Source organism: Pseudomonas sp. H3(2019), assembly GCF_007713465.1.
Taxonomy (GTDB): Bacteria; Pseudomonadota; Gammaproteobacteria; order Pseudomonadales; family Pseudomonadaceae; genus Aquipseudomonas.
In genome coordinates this window covers 88,792-111,359 of the sequence record NZ_VMSG01000015.1, presented here as the reverse complement: position 1 = coordinate 111,359, position 22,568 = coordinate 88,792, and the positions used below count along the sequence as shown (strand labels likewise).

The following is a 22,568-nucleotide window of genomic DNA, read 5'->3' as shown; positions in this document are numbered from 1 at the left end:
CGCTCGCTCCCACAGGTATTGGGTCAGGCCTTTGGGGCCAAGCCCTGCAAAATGGCAGATATCTTAAAGCAAAACGGCGGCCAGAGGCCGCCGTTTAGTGGTTTGCGCAGATTTAAGCGGCAGGTGCCGGCTCGGTTTCTGGCGCAGGTTTTGGCAGCGAAGACAGGAAGGCCATGATCAGCGCAGCCAGATACGGCAGCGACTGCACCAGCAACATGGTCACCCAGAAGCGCATGTCGTTGCTCGGGATGCCCTGCACCAGGTAGATCCCCAGCGCTGCGCCCCACAACAGCAGCATGATGAACAGCTCTTCGCGCGCTTCCGAAATCGCCACCCAGAAACCGTGGTTATCGGCATTTTTCGGGGTGCGGAAAAACGGAATGCTGCTGGTGAAGAAGCCGTACAGCACCGCTTTGGCAATGGTGTGCGACAACGCCAGGCCGGCCAATGCCGCGCAGAATGCGTCCTTCATATTGACCCCGACCGCACGGCGGTAGAGGAAAATGATCTTGCCCACCTTGAACACGAACAGCGCCAATGGCGGGATTGCGAAGATCAGCAGCGGTGGATCGACCCGTTGCGGCACGATGATCATCGCCGCCGACCAGAGCAGGGCGCCGACGGTGAAGAAGATGTTCATGCCATCCGCGACCCACGGCAACCAGCCCGCGAGGAAGTGGTAACGCTGGCCACGGGTCAGTTCGGTGTCCTTGCCACGCAACAGGCTGGCGGTGTGCCGCTTGATGATCTGAATCGCTCCGTAGGCCCAGCGGAAACGCTGTTTCTTGAAGTCGATAAAGGTATCGGGCATCAGGCCCTTGCCATAACTGTTGTGGTGGTACGCCGCCGACAGGCCTTTTTCGAACACCCGCAGACCCAGCTCGGCGTCTTCGCAGATGCACCAGTCAGCCCAGCCGAGCTCTTCGAGCACCGAACGGCGGGTCATGGTCATGGTGCCGTGCTGGATGATCGCGTCACGGTCGTTACGGGTGACCATGCCGATGTGGAAGAAGCCTTTGTATTCCGCGTAGCAGAGCTTCTTGAAGGTGCTTTCGTTCTGGTCGCGATAATCCTGCGGCGACTGCACGATGGCGATTTTCGGATCGGCGAAGTGCGGCACCATGTGCTTGAGCCAGTTCGGATCGACGCAGTAGTCGGAGTCGATCACGGCGATGACTTCGGCATCCTTGGCGGTGAGTGGCAGCAGGTAGTTCAGCGCGCCGCCCTTGAAACCGGCCAATGGCGAGACGTGGAAGAACTTGAAGCGCGGGCCGAGGGTTTCGCAATAGGCCTGCACCGGTTCCCAGACGGCCGGGTCCTTGGTGTTGTTGTCGATGATCAGGACTTCGAAGTCCGGATAGTCGAGGTTGGCCAGGGCGTTGAGGGTCTGTTTGACCATCTCCGGCGGTTCGTTGTAGCACGGCACGTGGATCGAGACTTTCGGGCGGTAGTCCGAGTCGCCCACCACCGGCAGGAATTCACGCCGACGTTTGTGGGTCCAGACGGTCTCGGCCAGTTCGTGGGCTTCGGTCAGTAATACAATAAATACCCCGAGCGCACCGAGGGCGAGCAGGAAGCCCACCGTCAGGCTGAACCAGGTGCTGTATTGCTGGCTGTAGTCGTAACCGATCCACACCAGTGCCGAACCGCCGAGGAACGCGGTGAAGGTCAGGAAGGTCCGACCGCGCTGGCGCAGGGCCGAGCCGTCGATCATCAGCAGGGTCAGGGACAGCAACGCCAGGACGCCGGAGCCGACCGCCAGTACCCGCCATTGCGGGATCGCCACGACCGGGCCTTCGAAGTTGAATTTCTGTTCACGCGCGGCGTTGAACACGCCCCAATAGGCGCCGACCGAACCTTCGTCGCTGGCTTTCCAAGGCTGGTCAAACGCTTCGATCACGAAGTAGTTGAAGCCCTGGCGGTTGAGCTTGTTCACCAGCGTGCGCAGGTAAATCGCCTGGTCAGCCGGGGTCGCATCCGCACCACCGCGCATGCGGCCATTGCTCGGCCAGCCCACTTCGGACAGCAGCAACGGCTTTTTCGGGAAGAGTTTTTTCAGGTCGCGGGCACGGTCCAGAACAAACTGGCCGGCCTGGTCCACCGGAATGAATTCCCAGTAAGGCAGGATGTGAGCCGCGATCAGGTCGACGTGCTTGGCCAGCATCGGGTTTTCTTCCCAGACGTGCCATTGCTCGGACGTGGTCACCGGGACCTTTACCGCTGCGCGCACGCGATCGAGGATCACGCTCAATTGCTCGGCGGTGATTTCCTTACGGAAGATCGCTTCGTTACCGACCACCACGCGCACGACGCTGCGCGAGCTGTTGGCCAGCTCGATGGCGCGCTGGATCTCGCGCTCGTTACGCTCAAGGTCCGGGCTGATCCAGATCCCGAGCGTCACGCGCAGGCCGAATTCTTCCGCCAGTTTCGGGATGTCCTCCAGCGTACCGTCGACGGAGTAGGTCCGGATGTTGTCGGTCAGCTTGCTCATGATCTCCAGGTCGCGACGCATTTCATCGTCGGACGGGAACTGGTTTTTCTGTGGGAACTGGCCTTGCTGGAACGGCGAGTAAGAAAAACCGGAGATCTGCTCAGGCCAGTTGGGGGTCGTGACGGGGCGGTTGATCAGCGCCCAGAAACCGGTGAACAGCGCGGCAATCGCCAGCACTACCACCAGATTGAGTCCAAATTTACGCGATGACATAGCTATATCGGGTTCCAAAAGGTGTGGAACGAGGGGACGGTTGGCACACGCCAACGGGCGCGCATCCTACACTGGCCTTCGACTGACCGTACAGCAGACAGAAAAAAGCCGGACATTGGGCAATCTACTTTCACATAAGTTCTTACACTTGTAGCTTGAAGCTTAAAACTTGTCGCTGCGTAGCCCTATAATGCGCGCCGGTTTTTAGGGTAGTGGTCATGAGTACAGAAGATCCGCGGTTTGCTGGCATTGCCCGCTTGTATGGCATCGAAGGCCTTGCGCGTTTGCGCGCTGCCCATGTGGCGATTGTTGGCGTCGGTGGCGTCGGTTCCTGGGCGGCGGAAGCCATGGCTCGTTGCGGTGTCGGCGAAATCTCGCTGTTCGACCTTGATGACGTGTGCGTCAGCAACGTCAATCGTCAGTTGCATGCACTGGACAGCACCGTCGGCAAACCCAAGGTCGAGGTGATGGCCGAGCGCTTGCGCGGGATCAACCCGGAATGCACCGTGCATGCGGTGGCGGATTTCGTTACGCGCGAGACCATGGCCGAATACATCACGCCAAACATCGATTGCGTGATCGACTGCATCGACAGCGTCAACGCCAAGGCTGCGCTGATCGCCTGGTGCAAGCGTCGCAAGATCCAGATCATCACCACGGGCGGTGCGGGCGGGCAGATCGATCCGACGCTGATCCAGGTCTGTGACCTGAACCGTACCTTCAATGATCCGCTGGCCTCGAAAGTGCGCTCCACGTTGCGTCGCGATTATGGTTTCTCGCGCACCGTGACCCGTCACTACAGCGTGCCGTGCGTATTCTCCACCGAGCAACTGCGCTATCCGAAACCCGATGGCAGCATTTGCTTGCAGAAGAGCTTTGTTGGTGACGGCGTGAAGCTCGACTGCGCCGGCGGTTTTGGCGCGGTGATGATGGTGACCGCGACTTTTGGCATGGTCGCCGCGACCAAGGCTGTGGATAAGATCGTGGCGGGTGTGCGGCGTCCGGCAGATAGGGCTAAGCCTGAGGTTTGATTGTTGAGGCTGATGGCCTCATCGCGAGCAGGCTCGCTCCCACAGTGAACGCATTCCAATGTGGGAGCGAGCCTGCTCGCGATGGCGATTAACCCGCCAACTCATTCATCCGCTGCAACACTGCATTCAAGCCATTGCTGCGTGACGGCGACAGTTGTCGGCTCAGGCCAAGCTGATCGAACCATTCCGGCAAATCAACCCGCTGCAATTCTTCAGCGGATAACCCGTTGACCCGCGCCAGCAGCAACGCCACCAACCCGCGAATCAACCGCGCATCGCTGCTGGCAGCAAACTGCCAATGGCCATCTTGCAAGGCACCCACCAGCCACACCTGACTTTCGCAGCCGTGTACGCGATTGGCCTCGGTCTTGTCTGCATCGCTCAACGCCGGAAGCCGTTCGCCCCATTGCATCAGCAAGCGAGCGCGTTGTTCCCAGCCGGCAGCGGCCTGAAAGGTTTCCAGTGCCGTAATGGCATCCGCTGGCAGGCTCATCGCAACAACTCCAACGCCTGATCAAGGGCTTCAAAAAAGCGCTCAAGGTCTTCCGAGTCGTTATACAGCGCCAGCGAAACCCGAATCGCTCCCGCCAGCTCGAAGCTTTTCAGCAACGGCATGGCGCAATGGTGTCCGGCACGTACAGCGATGCCCTGTTCGGTGAGCAGATGCGCCAAATCGGCGTTGTGCACGCCTTCGACGACAAAGCTGGCCAGCGCCAGTTGCGGCTTGCCCAACAGGCGAATGCCATTGCGCGCCTGCAAACCCTTCAACAGGTAATCATGCAGCGCGGCTTCGTGGGCGCACACGGCGTCCTGGTCCAGACCGGCGAGATAGTCGAGGGTCGCCCCCAGGCCAATCACGCTGGCAATCGGTGGCGTGCCGGCTTCAAAGCCCAGCGGGGCGGGGCGGAAACGTGCGTCGTGGTAGTTGGCGTCCAGCACCATCTCGCCGCCGAACTGCCATGGGCGCAGCTGTTGCAAGGCTTCGTTGCGGCCATACAACACGCCAAGACCGTCCGGGCCATAGAGCTTGTGGCTGGAAAAAACGTAAAAGTCGCAACCCAGTGCCTGCACGTCATGGCGGCCATGGACCACGCCTTGAGCGCCATCGACCACGGTCAAGGCGTTCTGTGCCTTGGCCAGCGCCAGCAATGGCGCTAACGGTTGCCAGGCGCCGAGCACGTTGGACAATTGACTGACCGCCAGCAACCGCGTGCGCGGGCCGATCAGTTGGGCGGCGATGTCGAGATCGATCAGGCCGTCTGCGTCCAGTGGCAGCACCACCAGTTTCAGCTCGCGACGGTGCGCCAATTGCTGCCACGGCAACAGGTTGGCGTGGTGTTCCAGGGCGCTGATGACAACTTCATCGCCCGGATTGAATAGGTGTTCCAGGCCATAGGCCAGGAGGTTCAGCGCAGAGGTTGCGCCGTGGGTAAAGATGATTTGCCCGCTGTTGCCAGCATTGAGCCAATGCGCGACTTTGCTGCGGCTGCCTTCGAACGCCTGCGTGGCGTGGGCGCCGGGCAGGTGTTGCGCACGATGGACGTTGGCCGCGCCGTTGGCGTAGTAGTGCGCCAGCGCATCGAGCAGGGCTTGGGGTTTCTGGGTGGTGGCGGCGTTGTCCAGATAGGTCTGGTCTTGGCGTTGCAGAGCGGCGATGGCCGGGAAATCGGCGCGCCAGGGCGAGGGAATCATCATGTTGTTCGGCCTATGCGCATGACCCTGTGGGAGCGAGCTTGCTCGCGATGGCGCCCTTGAGGCCGCCAAAAAGCTTCGCGAGCAGGCTCGCTCCCACAGGTGATCATTTGAGGCTGCTTAGTTGTGAGCGTGCAGCGCTTCGTTCAGTTCGATGGCCGATTTGTGGGTTTTGCATTCCACGGCACCGGTTTCCGAATTGCGGCGGAACAACAGGTCAGGCTGGCCGGCCAGTTCGCGGGCCTTGAGTACTTTGACCAGTGTGTTGTTCTCGTCCAGCAGTGCCACTTTGGTGCCAGCGGTCACGTACAGGCCCGACTCAACAGTGTTGCGGTCGCCCAATGGAATGCCGATACCGGCGTTGGCGCCGATCAGGCAGCCTTCGCCGACCTTGATCACGATGTTGCCGCCGCCGGACAGGGTGCCCATGGTCGAGCAGCCGCCGCCCAGGTCCGAGCCCTTGCCGACGAACACGCCCGCAGAGACGCGACCTTCGATCATGCCCGGGCCTTCGGTGCCGGCGTTGAAGTTGACGAAACCTTCGTGCATCACGGTGGTGCCTTCACCCACGTAGGCGCCCAGACGAATACGTGCCGCGTCAGCGATACGCACGCCAGCCGGCACGACGTAGTCGGTCATTTTCGGGAACTTGTCGACCGAGAACACTTCCAGCAGCTCGCCACGCAGACGGGCTTCGAGTTGATGCTCGGCCAGTTCGTTCAGGTCGATTGCGCCCTGGCTGGTCCAGGCCACGTTCGGCAGCAACGGGAAGATCCCGGCCAGGTTCAGGCCGTGTGGCTTGACCAGGCGATGGGACAGCAGGTGCAGCTTGAGGTAGGCCTCAGGGGTGGAGCTCAGTTGTGCGTCTTCGGCCAGCAGGGTGGCGACCAGCGGCTTGTGGCTTTCTGCCAGGCGGGTCAGCAGCGCCGCTTGTGCAGCATCGACACCTTTCAGGGCTTCAGCCAGTTGCGCGGCCTGGGCGGTGCTGAACGCGATGGCCTGATTGCCTTCGGTGTAGCCCAGAATCGGCGCGACAGCGGCGACGAGCTCAGCCGATGGCTTGAGAACCGGAGCTGCGTAAAACACTTCCAGCCATGCACCTTGACGGTTTTGAGTGCCGACACCAAAGGCCAGGCTGAACAGGGTAGTGGACATGTTTATACCTCTAACAAAATTGAACGGGCTGGCTTACTTGAGCGCTGCCGCGTAAATGTCTGGCTTGAAGCCAATCAGGGTTCGGTCACCGAGATCGAGCACCGGGCGCTTGATCATCGAAGGTTGTGCGAGCATCAGTTCGATTGCTTTCGTCTGGTCGAGATCGGCTTTGCGTTCGTCGTCGAGCTTGCGAAAGGTCGTGCCTGCACGGTTGAGCACCACTTGCCAGCCGTGCTCGTTGCACCACTGGGTCAGGTGTTCACGGTCGATTCCGGCCGTTTTGTAATCATGGAAATCAAAATGGACAGCGTTTTCATCGAGCCAGGTGCGCGCCTTTTTCATGGTGTCGCAGGCTTTGATGCCGAAAAGGTGCAACGTTTTGCTTGAATCGGTCAAGGAATTGCCCCCTTTTGAGGTGCTGAAAATAAAAGGTGAAGGATTATGCCATGACCGCGCGGGTTCGCGTCGGCCGTGGTTGGGTTTGTCCTTTTGCCGGGAGGATCATCGGTTCCGTGCGACATGGGTGCAACGGTCAGTCGCCAGTCTAAGCGACTGATATGGCACTTCAATGCTGTCGATTGCCTGGGCCCCGCGTTTTGTGCAAACCGGCTTAGCCGTCCTGTCCTGCTGATACGGGTTGGCGTTTCGCGGCTGAAGCGGCGTTTGCGACCGAAGGTGCTGCGGACACAGGGCCTTAGAACCTGTTTACGATCTCGCGAGCTAGAGGATAAAAGGCAAAAACAGCCGAAGAAGCGCAGTTTACGGGCTGTAAGTGAGCATTCTGAGGCTGTTTTTAACGCGGTATCGCCGACGCGCAGCAGGTCATAAACAGGTTTTCAGAAATCACTCGGCCGCCGGTTCCAAGACCGCCAACAGCTCCGATAGCCGCTCATCCAACTGCGCCAGCTGTGCCGCCGCCATAGGCGCCAGAATCCGCGCCTCGTTGGCGACATGAGCGGTCACCGCGCGGTCGATCAGCTCCAGCCCGGCCGGGGTCAATTGCACCAGCAGGCTGCGCGCGTCACTGGGGTTGGGCGTGCGACTGACCCAGCCGGCGGCTTCCAACTGCTGCAGCTGCCGGGTCATGGTGCCGGAGGTGATCATCAAGGACGAGAACAGCGCGGTCGGCGCCAGGCAGTGGGGCGCACCGGCGCGACGCAGGGTGGCCAGCACATCGAACTCCCAGGCATTCAGGCCGAACGCGCTGAAGACCTTAGCCAGTTCACGCTGCAGCAGCACCGAGCAGCGCTTGACCCGGCCAATGGTGCCCATGGGGCTGACGTCCAGATCCGGACGCTCGCGGCGCCACTGTCGAAGAATCATGTCGACCGCATCGGCCTGTCGTTCGGTTGTCATGCTCTACTCCTCAAAATTTATCTTGAACTCAAGACAAAATACTACTAACTTCCATTTTATCTTGAATGCGAGGTAAGTGCATGCACAAGTTAAGCACCCGCAGTTCCTGGCTGGACGTCCTGAGCACGGCGCTGGCCCCGGCCATCTGGGGCTCGACCTATATAGTCACCACCGAACTCTTGCCAGCGGATCGGCCCTTTACCGCCGCCTTGCTGCGCGCGTTGCCAGCCGGTCTGTTGCTGGTCCTGTACAGCCGGCATCTGCCCAAACGCGCCGAATGGTTGCGCCTGCTGATACTGGCGGCGCTGAATATCGGCTTCTTCCAGGCTCTGCTGTTTGTCGCCGCCTACCGCTTGCCCGGCGGCCTGGCTGCCGTGGTCGGGGCCATCCAGCCGCTGCTGGTGATGGGCCTGGTATGGACACTGGACCGCCAACGCCCGGCTTATCTGGCGGTCGGCGCCAGCGTGCTGGGGATCGTCGGGATGGCCGCGCTGCTGCTGGCGCCGGGTGCCTCCTGGGACCCGATCGGCATAACCGCGGCCTTTATCGGCACCACCTGCATGGCGGCCGGCACCTATCTGACACGGCGCTGGCAGCTGGCGATACCGCTGCTGGCCTTTACCGGCTGGCAGCTGCTGGTGGGCGGCCTGTTGCTGCTGCCGCTGGCCTGGCTGGTCGATCCGCCGCTGCCGAGCCTGAGCCTCAGCCAGTGGTTGGGTTACGCCTACCTGTCGCTGTTCGGCGCGCTGCTGGCCTATGTGCTGTGGTTTCGCGGGATTGCCCGGTTGAGGCCGGTGGCGGTGTCATCCCTGGGCTTGCTCAGCCCGCTGGTGGCCGTGCTACTGGGTTGGGCGCTGCTGGGACAGAGCATCACCGGTCTGGCGCTGCTGGGGCTGATCACAGTGTTGGGCAGCATCCTGGCGGTGCAATGGGCATCGACCTCAGGCTCGCCGGCCAACCAAAAGCACACTGATTTATCCACTCTAGAAAACCCTGTGCAACGGAGAATGCTATGAACACTGCCATCAAGAACCTTATCGAGTCGCGAGTTTCCACCACCCGTTATCAGGCCGGTCGCGATCTGCCCGAGTCGGTCATCCGCGAGTTGGTGCAGCTAGCCACCCGCGCGCCCTCGGCCTACAACCTGCAGAACTGGAAATTTATCGCGGTGCGCTCGGACGCAGCCAAGGCCCGCCTGCATGCCGTGGCCTACCAGCAGCGCCAGGTGCTGGACGCCCCCGTGACCTTTATCATCTGCGGCACCCTGGCGGCCCACGAGACGCTGCCGCAGATGCTGCAGCCCTCGGTCGACGCCGGCATTCTGCCGCCCGCCACCCTCCAGGGCTGGGCGGCCATGGCCAGCGAATCGCACGCGGGCAATCCGCAGTTGCAACGCGACGAGGCGCTGCGTTCGGCCTCCCTTACCGCCATGACGCTGATGTTGGCGGCGCAAGGCATGGGCCTGGCCAGCGGGGCCATGAGCGGCTTCGATGCCGAGGGCGTGGCGCGGGAGTTCGACCTGGGGGCCAATGAACTGCCGGTCATGCTGGTCACCGCCGGCTACCCGGCTGTCGGCAACTGGCCGCAAAAAGTACGTCGGCCTTTGCATGAGGTGCTGGCATTCGCCTAAGAGCCTTCACCATCCTGTTCGGGCTCACTCCACTGACTGAAATAGCAGGGGCTGGATGTGTTCGAACTGCTTGCGACTTACTGGATTTAAGTGTGGCCAATTTTGGCGTGGTGAAATGAGGGCACTCAATGATCGCGGGTCATTTCGGGTAAATCAGTCGAGCGAAGGCCTTGTCGGCTGTGCTGAGTTGAGTGTTTTCGGCCTGGTTTCCAGTATGTGGTGTGCTCACCGATGGATCTTTTTTTTCGGCTGGATTGCAGTGTATTTAAATGGGCCTGCAGCGTATTGCACGGTGCAGGCCTGGTGTTTGTTAATGGCGGTTAACTATAAAGCTGCGAATGCGCTCTGCTGCTTCAACGCACTCTGCCAGCGGCGCGACCAATGCCAGGCGCACCCGGCCTGCCCCCGGATTGAAACCGTCAACCTCACGGGATAGATAAGAGCCCGGCACCACCGTCACGTGCTCTTCGACAAACAGATCACGGCAGAACGCGGCATCATCGCCTTCAACGTTCGGCCACAGGTAGAAACCGCCGTCCGGACGCTGTACGTCCATCACTGGGCTGAGGATTTCCAGTACTGCATCGTATTTCTCGCGGTACAGCGCACGGTTGGCCCGTACATGCACTTCGTCATTCCACGCGGCAACGCTGGCGAGTTGAGTCTGAACCGGCATGGCGCAGCCGTGATAGGTGCGATACAGCAGGAAGCCTTTGAGAATCTCGGCATCGCCGGCGACGAAACCCGAGCGCAGGCCCGGCAGGTTGGAACGCTTGGACAGGCTGTGGAAGACCACGCAGCGTTTGAAATCCTTGCGGCCCAGTTCCACGCAGGCGCTGAGCAGGCCTGGCGGTGGTGTCTGCTCGTCGAAGTACAGCTCGCTGTAGCACTCGTCGGCGGCGATCACGAAGTCGTGCTCGTCGGCCAGGGCGATCAGTTTTTTCAGGGTTTCGACCGGGATCAGCGCGCCCGTCGGGTTGCCCGGCGAGCACAGGAACAGGATCTGGCAGCGCTTCCAGATATCGTCCGATACGGCGTCGAAGTCCGGGTTGAAGCCGTTTTCATCCAGGCACGGCAGGTAATGCGGCTTGGCGCCAGCGAGGAACGCTGCGCCTTCATAGATCTGGTAGAACGGGTTCGGGCTGACGATCAGTGCATCGTCGCCGCGATTGACCACGGTCTGGGTGAAAGCGAACAGCGCTTCGCGAGTGCCGTTGACCGGCAACACGTTGCGCGCTGGATCGATCCAGCCACTCGGTACCCCAAAGCGCCGCTCGCCCCAGCCTGCAATGGCTTCACGCAGGGCCGGGATGCCAAGCGTGGTCGGGTACACCGCCATCTGATCCAGATTGCTCGCCAGCGCTTCGGCCACAAAGCTTGGCGAACGGTGCTTCGGCTCGCCGATGGACAATGCAATCGGGCGCTTGTCGGGATTTGGCGTCACCGCACCGAGCAGGGCGCGCAGTTTCTCGAACGGGTAAGGCTGGAGCTGGTTCAGGGCGTTGTTCATCGGTGCGGGGTCTCACTCAAAAGCAGTTAAATCATGGCGCGCATTCAGATGCTGATGCGCGACAGTTCGATAGAGGGTTCGGGGCTGACGCTCAGTTGTTCGACGATCGCATCCTGCAAGCGGCTGCACAGCTGCGGGTCGGATAACGGGTGATTGCTCGCGTCGGTGATGAAGAACACGTCTTCGACCCGCTCGCCGAGGGTGGCAATCTTGGCATTCTGCAGCGACAGGTCGAATTCGAGAAAGATCGTGCCGATCCGTGCCAACAGACCCGGACGGTCGGGGGCGCTGAGCTCCAGCACCGTCACCTGACGCTGGGCGTCGTTGTGGATCGTCACTTGTGGTGCGAATGCAAAATGCTTGAGCTGGCGCGGCACCCGACGCTGGATGATGGTCGGGTAGTTGTCCGGGTTGCGCAGGGCCTCGGTCAGGCCGTCGCGGATCTGCTTGACCCGCGCCGGGTTGTCACCAATCGAGTCGCCATCGGTATCGAGCACGATATAGGTGTCGAGGGTGAACTGGCTGGTGGAGGTGATCACCCGGGCGTCGTGAATGTTCAGGTTGAGCTGGTCCATCGCTGCCACGGTCACGGCGAAGAAGTCGTGCTGGTCCGGCGCGTAGATGAAGATCTGCGTGCCGCCCTCGAACTCGCGCTGGGTGGTTTCCTTGATCAGTACCAGTGGCCCGCCGTCGGCTGGCTGCTGGAGGATGGCCTCAGTGTGCCAGGCCACGTCGCCAGCGGTGTGACGCAGGAAATAATCATCGCCCAGTTGCGACCAGAGTTGTTCGACATCGTCCGGGTCGGTGCCGCCGCGTACCAGAATATCCAGGGCGGCGCTTTGGGTCTGGCGGATCTGCTCTTCGCGATCGACCGGGTTTTCCAGGCCGCGGCGCAAGGCCCGCTTGGTTTCGGTGTAGAGCTGGCGCAGCAAACTGGCGCGCCAGGAGTTCCACAGCGTCGGGTTGGTGGCGTTGATGTCGGAAACGGTCAGCACGTACAGGTAATCGAGGCGGGTTTCGTTGCCGACGATCTGCGCGAAGTCGTGGATCACTTGCGGGTCGGACAGATCTTTGCGCTGGGCGGTGGTCGACATCACCAGGTGGTTTTGCACCAGCCAGACAATCAGTCGACTGTCCCACACGGGCAGTTGGTGGCGTTGGCAGAACGCTTCGGCGTCGACCGCCCCGATATCCGAGTGATCACCATGCCGGCCCTTACCGATGTCGTGGTACAGCCCGGCAAGGTAGATCAGCTCCGGCTTGGGCAGCTTGCCCATGAGCTTGCTGGCCAGCGGGAATTTCTCGGACACCTGGGTGTACTGCAATTTGCGCAGGTGTTTGATCAGGTTCAGGGTGTGGGCGTCGACCGTATAAATATGGAACAGGTCGTGCTGCATCTGCCCGACGATAAAACCGAATTCCGGCAGGTAGCGCCCGAGAATGCCGTAACGGTTCATCCGTCGCAGGTTGCGGTGGATGCCGATCTTGCATTTGAACAGTTCGATGAACAGGCTGGTGTTGCGAATATCGTTGCGGAAGTCGTCATCGATCAGGTGCCGGTGTTCCCGCAGCAGACGAATGGTGTCGGCCCGCACGCCCTTGATTTCCGGTTGCTGGGCCATCAGTACGAAAATTTCCAGCATGGCAAACGGCGTGCGTCTGAACACGTTGGTGTTGATCGCCTCGATGTAGCCGTCATGCAGCTGGAAGCGCGAGTTGATCGGTTGCGGCGGCGCTTCATCTTCCGGCGCGAGGATGACTTCCTCGAAATGCTGGATGATCAGGTCGCTGAGCTGGGCAATGCTCATTACCACCCGGTAGTACTGCTGCATGAAGTTTTCGATGGCGTGCTTGGCGTCATCGCCTTCAAAGCCCAGCAGCCCGGCGATCGAGCGCTGGTGATCGAACAGCAGGCGGTCTTCGGCGCGGCCAGCGAGCATGTGCAGGGCGTAGCGAACCTTCCACAAAAACTCCTGGGACGAGGCCAGCAGGACGTTTTCGCTTTCCACCAGGAAGCCTTCGCCCGCCAGTGCGCGCAGGTTCAGCGTGCCGTATTGGCGGCGTGCCACCCACAGAATCGTCTGAATATCCCGTAGGCCGCCGGGCGAGCCTTTGACGTTGGGTTCCAGGTTGTATTCGGTGTCGTTGTATTTGTGGTGACGTGCCTTTTGTTCGGCGCGTTTGGCCAGGAAAAAATCCTTGGCCGGCCACATGTGCTCAGTGCTGGTGACATCGAGCATGCGCTGGCGCAAGTGCTCGGGACCAGCAATGGTGCGGCTCTCCATCAGGTTGGTGATGATGGTCAGGTCGGCGCGGGCTTGTTCGGCACATTCGTCCACCGAGCGTACGCTCTGGCCAACTTCCAGGCCGATGTCCCATAGCAGCGTCAGAAAACGCTCGATGGAGTCGCGGAAAACTTCGTGGTCGGCGTTGTCCAGCAGGATCAGCAAATCGATGTCGGAGTAGGGGTGCAGTTCGCCGCGACCGTAGCCGCCAACTGCGACCAGCGCGATGTCGGCGTCTTCACTCCAATTGAACTGCTCCCAGGCCTGTTGCAGGATGTTGTCGACGAACCAGGCGCGATCCTCGATCAGCCGGCGAATATCCCGTCCGCTGCGAAATCGCGCGTCGAGCACCTCTTGTGCCTGGCGGATGGCCTTCTTGAAGGCCGCGATCGGGCTTGCCTTCAGGGCCAGTTCGGCCTGGAACTGGCCGCGGTCGAAGAGTTCGGGATCCACCTGCGGCATCGATTGGCTTTCCTTCTATAGGCTGGGTGCGGCGCTTGTCGGATCAGGCCGAAACGCGAGGGATGGTGTCATCGCGGCGCAGGGTGAAGATCTCGTAGCCGGTTTCGGTCACCAGCAGGGTGTGTTCCCACTGGGCCGACAGCTTGCGATCCTTGGTGATCGCGGTCCAGCCATCGCCGAGGACCTTGGTGTCGGCACGGCCCTGATTGATCATCGGCTCGATGGTGAAGGTCATGCCGGCTTTCAGTTCCATGCCGGTTCCGGCGCGGCCGTAATGCAGGATTTGCGGTTCTTCGTGGAACACCTTGCCGATGCCGTGACCGCAGAACTCGCGAACCACCGAGAAGCCATTCTTTTCAGCGTGCTTCTGGATGACTTCGCCGATATCGCCGAGGCGGCAGCCGGGCTTGACCAGTTCGATGGCCTTGTACATGCATTCCTGGGTGACTTGCGACAGGCGCTCGGCCCAGACCGGCACGTTGCCGACGTGGAACATGCGGCTGGTGTCGCCGTGATAGCCATCCTTGATCACGGTGACGTCGATGTTCAGCGTGTCGCCATCTTTAAGCGGCTTCTCGTTCGGGATGCCGTGGCAGACCACGTGGTTGATCGAGGTGCAGATGGACTTCGGAAAGCCTTTATAGTTGAGCGGGGCAGGGATGGCTTTCTGCTCGTTGACGATGTAGTCGTGGCAGATGCGGTCGAGCTCTTCGGTCGTGACCCCCGGCTTGACGTATTCGGCAATCATTTCCAGCACATCGGCGGCAAGCTTGCCGGCGATCCGCATTTTTGCGATGTCCTCTGGGGTTTTGAGGGTGACGGTCATACAGGTTCTCTCTACGCTCAGTGGCGCTTTCTATACGGAATAGGCTCTGCGTAATGCTGCTCGCAGCCCTGAAAAACGCGATTCTAACAGACGATCACGGCAAATCCGCGCCTCCGTGCATCGCTTCTCCCTATAGAATGGCGCATTCTTGGGTGATTCCAAGGGCCGGAATAAAAGCACTGATCAGGTTTTAAGAATCCGGGTTTCGTTTTCGCCCTCCTTGTGGTATAAAATGCGCCGCTTTCCGGGTATACCCCGAAAAGCTTAAATCCACACACGTGTCGACACGATGACCTGGGTGCCTTCAGCTGATGCTGCTGGTTGGTCATTGGGATACGTGGAGGCCAAACCCGACTTATTAAGGAACTATCATGTCCCAAGTCAACATGCGCGATATGCTGAAGGCCGGTGTGCACTTCGGTCACCAGACCCGTTACTGGAACCCGAAAATGGGTAAGTACATTTTCGGTGCGCGTAACAAGATCCACATCATCAACCTTGAAAAAACCCTGCCAATGTTCAACGAAGCTCTGACTTTCGTAGAGCGTCTGGCCCAGGGCAAAAACAAGATTCTGTTCGTCGGCACCAAGCGTTCCGCTGGCAAGATCGTTGCTGAAGAAGCAGCGCGTTGCGGTTCGCCGTACGTCGATCACCGCTGGTTGGGCGGCATGCTGACCAACTTCAAAACCATCCGTGCTTCCATCAAGCGTCTGCGTGACCTTGAAGTGCAAGCCGAAGACGGTACTTTCGCCAAGCTGACCAAGAAAGAGGCGCTGATGCGCACTCGCGACCTGGAAAAGCTGGATCGTTCCCTGGGTGGTATCAAGGACATGGGCGGTCTGCCTGACGCACTGTTCGTTATCGACGTTGATCACGAGCGTATCGCGATCACCGAAGCCAACAAGCTGGGTATCCCGGTTATCGGCGTAGTCGATACCAACAGCAGCCCGGAAGGCGTTGACTACATCATCCCAGGCAACGATGACGCAATCCGCGCTATCCAGTTGTACATGGGTTCGATGGCTGACGCTGTAATCCGCGGTCGCAACCACGTTGCTGGCGGCACCGAGCAGTTCGTTGAAGAAGCTCCGGTAGCAGCAGCTGAGTAATTGACGCCTTGGCGTTGACTCAGTAAGCAAAAAGGGGGCTTGGCCCCCTTTTTGCCACCTCGAAAACCATTTGTTGGCGCCTGTTTTCAGGGTGCCGCTACTGCATCTGTAATGTGCAGCAGCTAACAAGGGTGGTTCGGGAAGAATTGAACGCCCGTTCGATCGGGTGGAATGGTTGATAACCTATCCAAGAGGAATTTTGAAATGGCAGAGATTACTGCAGCGTTGGTCAAAGAACTGCGCGAGCGTACTGGCGAAGGCATGATGGACTGCAAGAAAGCCTTGACCAAGGCTGGCGGCGACATCGAGAAAGCCATTGATGACATGCGTGCTTCGGGCGCCATCAAGGCAGCCAAAAAAGCAGGCAACGTTGCTGCTGAAGGCGCGATCGCTCTGAAAGAAGACGGTAAATCCGCAGTCCTGCTGGAAGTGAACTCGCAGACTGACTTCCTGGCTCTGCAGGACGACTTCAAGGTATTTGTTGCTGCTAGCGTTGAAAAAGCGTTCGCCGACAAGATGACTACCGTTGAGCCTCTGATCGAAGCTCAAGAAGCTGCTCGCCTGGTATTGGTCGGCAAGGTTGGCGAAAACGTCAACATCCGTCGCCTGACTCGCGTTGAAGGTGATGTTGTTGGTGGTTACCTGCACGGCAACAAGATCGGTGTAGCTGTTGTTCTGAAGGGCGGCGACGTTGAGCTGGCCAAAGACATCGCTATGCACGTAGCGGCTACCAACCCTGAATTCCTGCTGCCGTCGGAAGTTTCCGCTGAAGCGATCGAGCGCGAGAAAGGCGTGTTCCTGACCCTCAACGCTGACAAGATCGCCGGCAAGCCAGAAAACATCGTTGAAAACATGGTCAAAGGCCGTATCAGCAAGTTCTTGGCTGAAGCAAGTCTGGTTGAGCAGGCGTTCGTTAAGAACCCTGAAATCAAGGTTGGCGAACTGGCCAAGAAAGCCGGTGCTGAAATCGTTTCTTTCACTTACTTCAAGGTAGGCGAAGGCATCGAGAAGCCAGTCGACAACTTCGCTGAAGAAGTTGCTGCTCAGCTGGCTGCTGCCAAGCAGTAAGACGGTTTTTTAACTGTCGCCCTGAAGAGGCTGCCCGCTTACGCGCGCAGCCTCTTTTCAGATGGGGAAGCCAATTTATTTGGTTTTCCGTCGGAACTGGCTTACAAAGCCGTGTTCCGATGGCGCTGTGACAGCGCCACGTTAGAGTGAACGCAGGCTGCAAACAGCCCGCAAAGAATTTTTTAAAATACGCCGCAGGAGAGATTCGCAATGGCTCAGCAGGGCAGTGGTTATCAGGCTCGCTATAAACGCATTCTACTCAAGCTTAGCGGCGAGGCCCTGATGGGGTCCGAAGAGTTCGGGATCGACCCCAAGGTTCTGGATCGCATGGCGCTGGAAGTCGGCCAACTGGTCGGAATCGGTGTTCAGGTCGGTCTGGTGATTGGTGGTGGTAACCTGTTCCGAGGCGCGGCACTGAGTGCGGCCGGTATGGATCGGGTAACTGGCGACCACATGGGCATGCTGGCCACTGTGATGAACGCCTTGGCCATGCGTGATGCGCTGGAACGTGCGAATATCTCGGCCATCGTGATGTCGGCTATTTCCATGGTAGGCGTGACCGATCACTACGATCGCCGCAAAGCCATGCGTCACCTGAACGCCAAGGAAGTGGTCATTTTCGCTGCCGGTACCGGCAACCCGTTTTTCACCACGGATTCGGCAGCCTGCTTGCGTGCGATCGAGATCGATGCCGACGTCGTGTTGAAGGCGACCAAGGTTGATGGTGTGTACACCGCTGACCCATTCAAAGACCCGCATGCCGAGAAGTTCGATCATCTGACCTACGATGAAGTACTGGATCGCAAGCTGGGTGTGATGGATCTGACGGCCATTTGCCTGTGCCGCGACCACAAGATGCCGCTGCGCGTATTTAACATGAACAAGCCCGGCGCCCTGCTGAACATCGTACATGGCGGCGCTGAAGGAACCCTGATCGAGGAAGGCCAACAATGATCAACGAAATCAAGAAAGACGCTCAAGAGCGCATGACCAAGTCCCTGGAATCGCTGGCGCACGCTTTTGGTCAGATTCGTACAGGTAAGGCGCACCCAAGTATCCTGGGCAGCGTGATGGTGCCTTACTACGGTTCGGATACTCCTTTGAGCAGCGTGGCCAACGTCACCGTGAAGGACTCCCGGACCCTGCAAGTCGTGGCATTCGAGCGCAACATGCTCGCAGCGGTCGACAAGGCGATCCAGAGTGCTGGTCTGAACCTCAATCCAACGAACCTGGGTGAGTTGCTGCTGATATCCATGCCGGCCTTGACCGAGGAGACCCGCAAGGGTTTCACCAAGCAAGCGCGCAGTGCTGCCGAAGATGCTCGTGTCGCGGTGCGTAATATTCGCCGTGATGCACTGGGCGACCTGAAGAAGCTGGTCAAGGATAAGGAAATCAGCGAAGACGAAGAGCGTCGCGCGAGTGCCGATATCGACAAGTTGATCAAAGACTTCGAGGCTCAGATCAATAAGCTCACAGAAGACAAAGAAAAGGACCTGATGGCCGTATAAGGGGTCAGGACGCCTTCATGGAAAAGACCAAGCAGCCAGTGCTGTCCTCGGTGCCGCGCCACGTCGCGATCATCATGGACGGTAATAATCGCTGGGCAAAAAAACGTTTCTTGCCCGGTGTTGCCGGGCACAAGGCTGGCGTCGACGCTGTGCGCGCGGTCATTGAGGTGTGCGCTGAGGCCGGGGTTGAAGTACTGACCCTGTTCGCCTTCTCCAGTGAAAACTGGCAGCGTCCGGCCGATGAAGTCAGCGCCTTGATGGATTTGTTTTTCAAGGCGTTGCGTCGCGAGGCCAAACGCCTCAACGACAACAACATCATGTTGCGTATTATCGGCGATCGTTCGCGTTTTCATCCCGAGCTTCAGGCAGCCATGCGTGAGGCGGAGGCAATGACAGTCGGCGCCAATCGTTTTGTCCTGCAGATAGCGGCCAACTATGGCGGCCAATGGGATATCGCCCAGGCTGCGCAACGTCTGGCGCGAGAAGTTCAGGCCGGGCATTTGCGTCCGGACGACATCACTCCCGAGTTGCTGCAGACCTGTCTGGCTACCGGTGATCTGCCGTTGCCGGACTTGTGCATTCGTACCGGTGGCGAGCATCGCATCAGCAACTTCCTGCTGTGGCAATTGGCGTACTCCGAACTGTATTTCTCCGACCTGTTCTGGCCGGACTTCAAACACGAAGCCATGCGTAATGCATTGGCCGATTTCGCTTCTCGCCAGCGTCGCTTCGGTAAAACGAGTGAGCAGGTCGAGGCTGGAGCCCGGGTTTAATGCTTAAACAACGAATCATCACTGCGCTGATCCTGCTGCCGATCGCCCTGTGCGGTTTTTTTCTGCTCGAGGGCTCCGTTTTTGCGCTGTTTATCGGCCTGGTCGTGACTCTGGGTGCCTGGGAATGGGCGCGCCTGGCAGGTTTCACCGCGCAGCCGATCCGTGTCGCTTATGCGGCGGTGGTCGCGGCGATGCTGTTTATCATGCACGTGCTGCCGGGGCTTTCGCCTTGGGTGCTGGGTGCTGCCGTGCTCTGGTGGGCGGTGGCAACCTACCTGGTGCTGACCTATCCCAAGACCAGTGAGCATTGGGCCAGTGCGGCCTGCAAGCTGGTCATCGGCCTGATGATCCTGTTGCCGGCCTGGCAAGGTTTGATCCTGATCAAGCAAGAGCCGCTGGGTAACTGGCTGATCATGGCGGTGATGGTGCTGGTCTGGGGCGCAGACATCGGCGCTTACTTTTCCGGCCGGGCATTCGGCCGGCGCAAGCTTGCTCCGCAGGTCAGTCCTGGCAAAAGCTGGGAAGGCGTGTACGGCGGCTTGCTGCTGAGTCTGGTGATCACCGCCATCGTTGGTCTGGTGCGTGACTGGACGATTGGCGAGATGCTGAAAGGGTTGATCGGTGCGGCGATTATCGTGTTTATCTCGGTGGTCGGCGATTTGACCGAAAGTATGTTCAAGCGCCAGTCGGGCATCAAGGACAGCAGTAACCTGCTGCCGGGTCATGGCGGCATTCTGGATCGTATCGACAGTCTCACCGCGGCGATTCCGGTGTTTGCGGTATTGCTGTGGATGGCCACATCGTGAGCCGCCCGCAACAGATCACAGTCCTGGGGGCGACGGGTTCTATTGGTCTTAGCACCCTTGATGTCATCGCGCGTCATCCCGAGCGCTATCAAGTCTTTGCCTTGAGCGGCTTCTCTCGCCTGAGTGAGCTGCTGGCCTTGTGTATCTGCCATGTGCCGCGTTTTGCTGTTGTGCCGGAGCCCGTGGCTGCCCGGCGTCTGCAAGACGATCTGCGCGCTGCGGGCCTTTCAACGCGCGTGCTGGTGGGGGAGGAGGGCCTGTGTCAGGTGGCCTCCGATGCTGAAGTCGATGCGGTGATGGCGGCGATTGTCGGTGCGGCGGGTTTGCGTCCGACGCTGGCGGCGGTCGAGGCGGGCAAGAAGATTCTGCTGGCCAACAAGGAAGCGCTGGTGATGTCCGGCGCTCTGTTCATGCAGGCCGTGCACAAGAGCGGGTCGGTGCTGCTGCCGATCGACAGCGAGCACAATGCGATCTTTCAGTGCATGCCCGCAGATTTTTCCCGTGGGCTTGGCGCTGTAGGTGTTCGTCGGATTTTACTCACAGCCTCTGGCGGTCCGTTCCGGCAGACATCCATGGCTGAGTTGGCGCATGTTACGCCAGAGCAGGCGTGTGCCCATCCCAACTGGTCGATGGGGCGCAAAATTTCGGTCGATTCGGCCAGCATGATGAACAAAGGCCTGGAGCTGATCGAGGCCTGTTGGCTATTTGATGCAAAACCGTCACAGGTCGAAGTGGTGATTCATCCGCAAAGCGTGATTCATTCGCTGGTCGACTACGTCGATGGTTCGGTATTGGCGCAGTTGGGCAATCCGGATATGCGGACGCCGATTGCCAATGCGCTGGCATGGCCTGAGCGCATCGACTCCGGGGTTGCGCCGCTGGATCTGTTTGCAATCGCGCGTCTGGACTTCCAGGCGCCCGACGAAGAGCGTTTCCCGTGCTTGCGTCTGGCGCGCCAGGCGGCAGAGGCCGGGAACAATGCTCCGGCCATGCTGAACGCGGCGAATGAGGTGGCTGTTGCCGCCTTTCTCGATGGGCGTGTCCGTTACCTGGAGATCGCGAGTATCATCGAAGAGGTGTTAAACCTCGAACCTGTGGTTTCGGTCGATGATCTCGATGCGGTTTTCACTGCGGACGCGAAAGCGCGTGTCCTGGCCGAGCGTTGGTTGAGTCGTCACGGGCGATAGGTGTTGCGGCGGGTTTGCCCGCGGCAGCACTGAATAGGATTGCGGAGAAAAGTAGATGAGCGCGCTCTATATGATTGTCGGCACCCTGGTGGCTTTGGGCGTGCTGGTCACCTTCCATGAATTTGGCCATTTCTGGGTCGCGCGTCGCTGTGGCGTCAAGGTTCTGCGTTTCTCCGTGGGCTTCGGCCTGCCATTGCTGCGCTGGCATGACCGGCGCGGCACCGAGTTCGTGATCGCCGCCATCCCTCTGGGTGGTTACGTGAAGATGCTTGATGAGCGTGAAGGCGAAGTGCCGTCCGATCAGCTTGATCAGGCCTTTAATCGCAAATCCGTTCGTCAGCGCATCGCCATCGTAGCTGCCGGGCCTATCGCCAACTTTTTGTTGGCGCTGGCGTTTTTCTGGGTGCTGGCGATGCTTGGCACCGAGCAAGTGCGTCCTGTCATCGGAGCCGTTGAAGTCGGCAGCATGGCCGCCAAGGCCGGTTTGAGTCCGGGGCAGGAAATCGTCGCCATCGATGGCGAGCCGACTTCGGGTTGGGCAGCGGTGAATCTGCAACTGGTCCGGCGTCTTGGTGAAAGTGGTTCGTTGCAATTGCTGGTGCGCGAACAGGGCTCTACTGCCGATTCGCCGCGCGAGCTGGTCCTGGATCACTGGCTCAAGGGGGCTGATGAGCCGGACCCGATTCGTTCGCTGGGTATTCGCCCTTGGCGTCCGGCATTGCCGCCGGTGTTGGCTGAGCTGGATCCTAAGGGTCCGGCGCAGGCAGCAGGCCTGAAGACCGGTGACCGTCTGCTGGCGCTCGATGGCCAGGCGCTGACCGATTGGCAGCAAGTGGTCGATTGGGTGCGTGTGCGTCCTGATACCAAAATTGTGCTGCATATCGAGCGTGACGGTGCTCAAATCGACGTCCCGGTTACCTTGGCAACTCGCGACAAGGCGAAAGTAGCCAGTGGTTATCTGGGTGCAGGGGTGAAGGCTATCGATTGGCCACCAGAGATGATTCGCGAGGTCAGCTACGGTCCCGTCGCCGCGATTGGCGAAGGTGCTCGACGCACTTGGACCATGAGTGTGCTGACCCTTGATTCACTAAAGAAAATGTTGTTCGGCGAGCTCTCGGTAAAAAACTTGAGTGGACCGATAACCATTGCTAAAGTGGCGGGCGCTTCTGCCCAGTCGGGTGTCGCTGATTTCCTGAATTTCCTGGCTTATCTGAGTATTAGCCTGGGCGTTCTGAATTTGCTGCCCATTCCTGTACTGGATGGGGGGCATCTGTTGTTTTATCTGATCGAGTGGACGCGTGGTCGTCCCTTGTCGGATCGGGTGCAGAGTTGGGGGATACAGATCGGTATCAGTTTGGTGATCGGGGTGATGTTGCTTGCTCTGGTCAACGATCTGGGTCGACTGTAACGCTTCGCTGAATTGCGAATCTGCCGCATTTTGCGGCAGTTTGTTTATTGCCAGTTGG

General features: G+C 59.5%; 20 protein-coding genes. 11 read left to right on the top strand and 9 right to left on the bottom strand.

All coding sequences use genetic code 11. The annotated features are described in order from the left end of the window. Positions 1-112: 112 nt before the first annotated feature. Complete coding sequence (locus FPT12_RS16560) at positions 113-2,704, bottom strand: glycosyltransferase (protein ID WP_145017536.1); 2,592 nt, start codon at positions 2,702-2,704, stop codon at positions 113-115. 218 nt (positions 2,705-2,922) lie between these two features. Here FPT12_RS16560 and tcdA point away from each other — a divergent pair, with 218 nt between their 5' ends. After that, positions 2,923-3,735 (top strand): tRNA cyclic N6-threonylcarbamoyladenosine(37) synthase TcdA, encoded by an 813-nt coding sequence (gene tcdA / locus FPT12_RS16555; protein ID WP_178098782.1) that lies wholly within the window; start codon positions 2,923-2,925, stop codon positions 3,733-3,735. An 88-nt stretch (positions 3,736-3,823) separates the two neighbouring features. Here the strand turns inward: tcdA and FPT12_RS16550 are convergent, their stop codons facing one another. The 5 genes from FPT12_RS16550 to FPT12_RS16525 all read right to left on the bottom strand — a co-directional run bounded on the left by FPT12_RS16550 (position 3,824) and on the right by FPT12_RS16525 (position 7,938). Next, the gene (locus FPT12_RS16550) at positions 3,824-4,228 is read right to left on the bottom strand and encodes a SufE family protein (RefSeq protein WP_145017532.1); all 405 of its coding nucleotides are present in this window, start codon (positions 4,226-4,228) and stop codon (positions 3,824-3,826) included. After that, the gene (locus FPT12_RS16545; protein WP_145017530.1) at positions 4,225-5,430 is read right to left on the bottom strand and encodes an aminotransferase class V-fold PLP-dependent enzyme; all 1,206 of its coding nucleotides are present in this window, start codon (positions 5,428-5,430) and stop codon (positions 4,225-4,227) included. Before FPT12_RS16545 ends, FPT12_RS16550 begins: the two co-directional genes overlap by 4 nt. Before the next feature lie 117 nt (positions 5,431-5,547). Next, the gene (dapD, locus tag FPT12_RS16540) at positions 5,548-6,582 is read right to left on the bottom strand and encodes a 2,3,4,5-tetrahydropyridine-2,6-dicarboxylate N-succinyltransferase (RefSeq protein WP_145017528.1); all 1,035 of its coding nucleotides are present in this window, start codon (positions 6,580-6,582) and stop codon (positions 5,548-5,550) included. A gap of 33 nt (positions 6,583-6,615) precedes the next feature. Continuing rightward, positions 6,616-6,978 (bottom strand): ArsC family reductase, encoded by a 363-nt coding sequence (locus FPT12_RS16535; protein ID WP_256676783.1) that lies wholly within the window; start codon positions 6,976-6,978, stop codon positions 6,616-6,618. A gap of 447 nt (positions 6,979-7,425) precedes the next feature. Next, a complete protein-coding gene (locus tag FPT12_RS16525; RefSeq protein WP_145017522.1) occupies positions 7,426-7,938 on the bottom strand; it encodes a MarR family winged helix-turn-helix transcriptional regulator in 513 nt (170 codons plus the stop codon). An 80-nt stretch (positions 7,939-8,018) separates the two neighbouring features. Here FPT12_RS16525 and FPT12_RS16520 point away from each other — a divergent pair, with 80 nt between their 5' ends. Both FPT12_RS16520 and FPT12_RS16515 read left to right on the top strand, forming a co-directional pair. Then, positions 8,019-8,954 (top strand): EamA family transporter, encoded by a 936-nt coding sequence (locus FPT12_RS16520; RefSeq protein WP_145017520.1) that lies wholly within the window; start codon positions 8,019-8,021, stop codon positions 8,952-8,954. After that, the gene (locus tag FPT12_RS16515; protein WP_145017518.1) at positions 8,951-9,568 is read left to right on the top strand and encodes a nitroreductase family protein; all 618 of its coding nucleotides are present in this window, start codon (positions 8,951-8,953) and stop codon (positions 9,566-9,568) included. Before FPT12_RS16520 ends, FPT12_RS16515 begins: the two co-directional genes overlap by 4 nt. Positions 9,569-9,878: 310 nt before the next feature. Here the strand turns inward: FPT12_RS16515 and dapC are convergent, their stop codons facing one another. The 3 genes from dapC to map are packed head-to-tail and all read right to left on the bottom strand — an operon-like array spanning position 9,879 to position 14,651. Next, the gene (gene dapC / locus FPT12_RS16510; RefSeq protein ID WP_145017516.1) at positions 9,879-11,078 is read right to left on the bottom strand and encodes a succinyldiaminopimelate transaminase; all 1,200 of its coding nucleotides are present in this window, start codon (positions 11,076-11,078) and stop codon (positions 9,879-9,881) included. Positions 11,079-11,122: 44 nt separating this feature from the next. Beyond that, the gene (locus tag FPT12_RS16505; protein WP_145017514.1) at positions 11,123-13,825 is read right to left on the bottom strand and encodes a [protein-PII] uridylyltransferase; all 2,703 of its coding nucleotides are present in this window, start codon (positions 13,823-13,825) and stop codon (positions 11,123-11,125) included. 43 nt (positions 13,826-13,868) lie between these two features. Continuing rightward, positions 13,869-14,651, bottom strand: a complete 783-nt coding sequence (gene map / locus FPT12_RS16500) for a type I methionyl aminopeptidase (protein ID WP_145017512.1) — start codon at positions 14,649-14,651, stop codon at positions 13,869-13,871. Between the two features lie 371 nt (positions 14,652-15,022). Between map and rpsB the strand changes: the two genes are divergently transcribed. From rpsB to rseP, 8 genes are all read left to right on the top strand, one after another. After that, on the top strand, positions 15,023-15,760 hold the full coding sequence (rpsB, locus tag FPT12_RS16495) for a 30S ribosomal protein S2 (RefSeq protein ID WP_003219330.1): 738 nt from the start codon (positions 15,023-15,025) through the stop codon (positions 15,758-15,760). Between the two features lie 204 nt (positions 15,761-15,964). After that, a complete protein-coding gene (gene tsf / locus FPT12_RS16490) occupies positions 15,965-16,828 on the top strand; it encodes a translation elongation factor Ts (RefSeq protein ID WP_054595910.1) in 864 nt (287 codons plus the stop codon). A gap of 210 nt (positions 16,829-17,038) precedes the next feature. Beyond that, a complete protein-coding gene (pyrH, locus tag FPT12_RS16485) occupies positions 17,039-17,782 on the top strand; it encodes a UMP kinase (RefSeq protein WP_003172271.1) in 744 nt (247 codons plus the stop codon). Beyond that, the gene (gene frr / locus FPT12_RS16480) at positions 17,779-18,336 is read left to right on the top strand and encodes a ribosome recycling factor (protein WP_019692087.1); all 558 of its coding nucleotides are present in this window, start codon (positions 17,779-17,781) and stop codon (positions 18,334-18,336) included. Before pyrH ends, frr begins: the two co-directional genes overlap by 4 nt. A gap of 17 nt (positions 18,337-18,353) precedes the next feature. After that, the gene (gene uppS / locus FPT12_RS16475; protein ID WP_145017510.1) at positions 18,354-19,109 is read left to right on the top strand and encodes a polyprenyl diphosphate synthase; all 756 of its coding nucleotides are present in this window, start codon (positions 18,354-18,356) and stop codon (positions 19,107-19,109) included. Then, positions 19,109-19,915, top strand: coding sequence for a phosphatidate cytidylyltransferase (locus FPT12_RS16470; protein WP_145017508.1), 807 nt, complete (start codon positions 19,109-19,111; stop codon positions 19,913-19,915). The genes uppS and FPT12_RS16470 overlap by 1 nt, the downstream gene beginning before the upstream one ends. Beyond that, positions 19,912-21,102: a 1-deoxy-D-xylulose-5-phosphate reductoisomerase gene (gene ispC, locus FPT12_RS16465; RefSeq protein ID WP_145017506.1), complete on the top strand. Its 1,191-nt coding sequence runs from the start codon at positions 19,912-19,914 to the stop codon at positions 21,100-21,102. Before FPT12_RS16470 ends, ispC begins: the two co-directional genes overlap by 4 nt. 55 nt (positions 21,103-21,157) lie before the next feature. Continuing rightward, positions 21,158-22,510, top strand: a complete 1,353-nt coding sequence (gene rseP, locus FPT12_RS16460) for a sigma E protease regulator RseP (RefSeq protein ID WP_145017504.1) — start codon at positions 21,158-21,160, stop codon at positions 22,508-22,510. Positions 22,511-22,568 lie beyond the last annotated feature (58 nt).

Bases quoted from the DNA above. Each gene is read 5' to 3' on its own strand.
- FPT12_RS16545 (WP_145017530.1), bottom strand. From the start codon at position 5,430: ATGATGATTCCCTCGCCCTGGCGCGCCGATTTCCCGGCCATCGCCGCT.
- FPT12_RS16470 (WP_145017508.1), top strand. From the start codon at position 19,109: ATGCTTAAACAACGAATCATCACTGCGCTGATCCTGCTGCCGATCGCC.
- FPT12_RS16520 (WP_145017520.1), top strand. From the start codon at position 8,019: ATGCACAAGTTAAGCACCCGCAGTTCCTGGCTGGACGTCCTGAGCACG.
- tsf (WP_054595910.1), top strand. From the start codon at position 15,965: ATGGCAGAGATTACTGCAGCGTTGGTCAAAGAACTGCGCGAGCGTACT.
- rseP (WP_145017504.1), top strand. From the start codon at position 21,158: ATGAGCGCGCTCTATATGATTGTCGGCACCCTGGTGGCTTTGGGCGTG.
- map (WP_145017512.1), bottom strand. From the start codon at position 14,651: ATGACCGTCACCCTCAAAACCCCAGAGGACATCGCAAAAATGCGGATC.
- uppS (WP_145017510.1), top strand. From the start codon at position 18,354: ATGGAAAAGACCAAGCAGCCAGTGCTGTCCTCGGTGCCGCGCCACGTC.
- FPT12_RS16525 (WP_145017522.1), bottom strand. From the start codon at position 7,938: ATGACAACCGAACGACAGGCCGATGCGGTCGACATGATTCTTCGACAG.
- tcdA (WP_178098782.1), top strand. From the start codon at position 2,923: ATGAGTACAGAAGATCCGCGGTTTGCTGGCATTGCCCGCTTGTATGGC.
- FPT12_RS16515 (WP_145017518.1), top strand. From the start codon at position 8,951: ATGAACACTGCCATCAAGAACCTTATCGAGTCGCGAGTTTCCACCACC.
- frr (WP_019692087.1), top strand. From the start codon at position 17,779: ATGATCAACGAAATCAAGAAAGACGCTCAAGAGCGCATGACCAAGTCC.
- dapD (WP_145017528.1), bottom strand. From the start codon at position 6,582: ATGTCCACTACCCTGTTCAGCCTGGCCTTTGGTGTCGGCACTCAAAAC.
- pyrH (WP_003172271.1), top strand. From the start codon at position 17,039: ATGGCTCAGCAGGGCAGTGGTTATCAGGCTCGCTATAAACGCATTCTA.
- dapC (WP_145017516.1), bottom strand. From the start codon at position 11,078: ATGAACAACGCCCTGAACCAGCTCCAGCCTTACCCGTTCGAGAAACTG.
- FPT12_RS16560 (WP_145017536.1), bottom strand. From the start codon at position 2,704: ATGTCATCGCGTAAATTTGGACTCAATCTGGTGGTAGTGCTGGCGATT.
- FPT12_RS16505 (WP_145017514.1), bottom strand. From the start codon at position 13,825: ATGCCGCAGGTGGATCCCGAACTCTTCGACCGCGGCCAGTTCCAGGCC.
- rpsB (WP_003219330.1), top strand. From the start codon at position 15,023: ATGTCCCAAGTCAACATGCGCGATATGCTGAAGGCCGGTGTGCACTTC.
- FPT12_RS16550 (WP_145017532.1), bottom strand. From the start codon at position 4,228: ATGAGCCTGCCAGCGGATGCCATTACGGCACTGGAAACCTTTCAGGCC.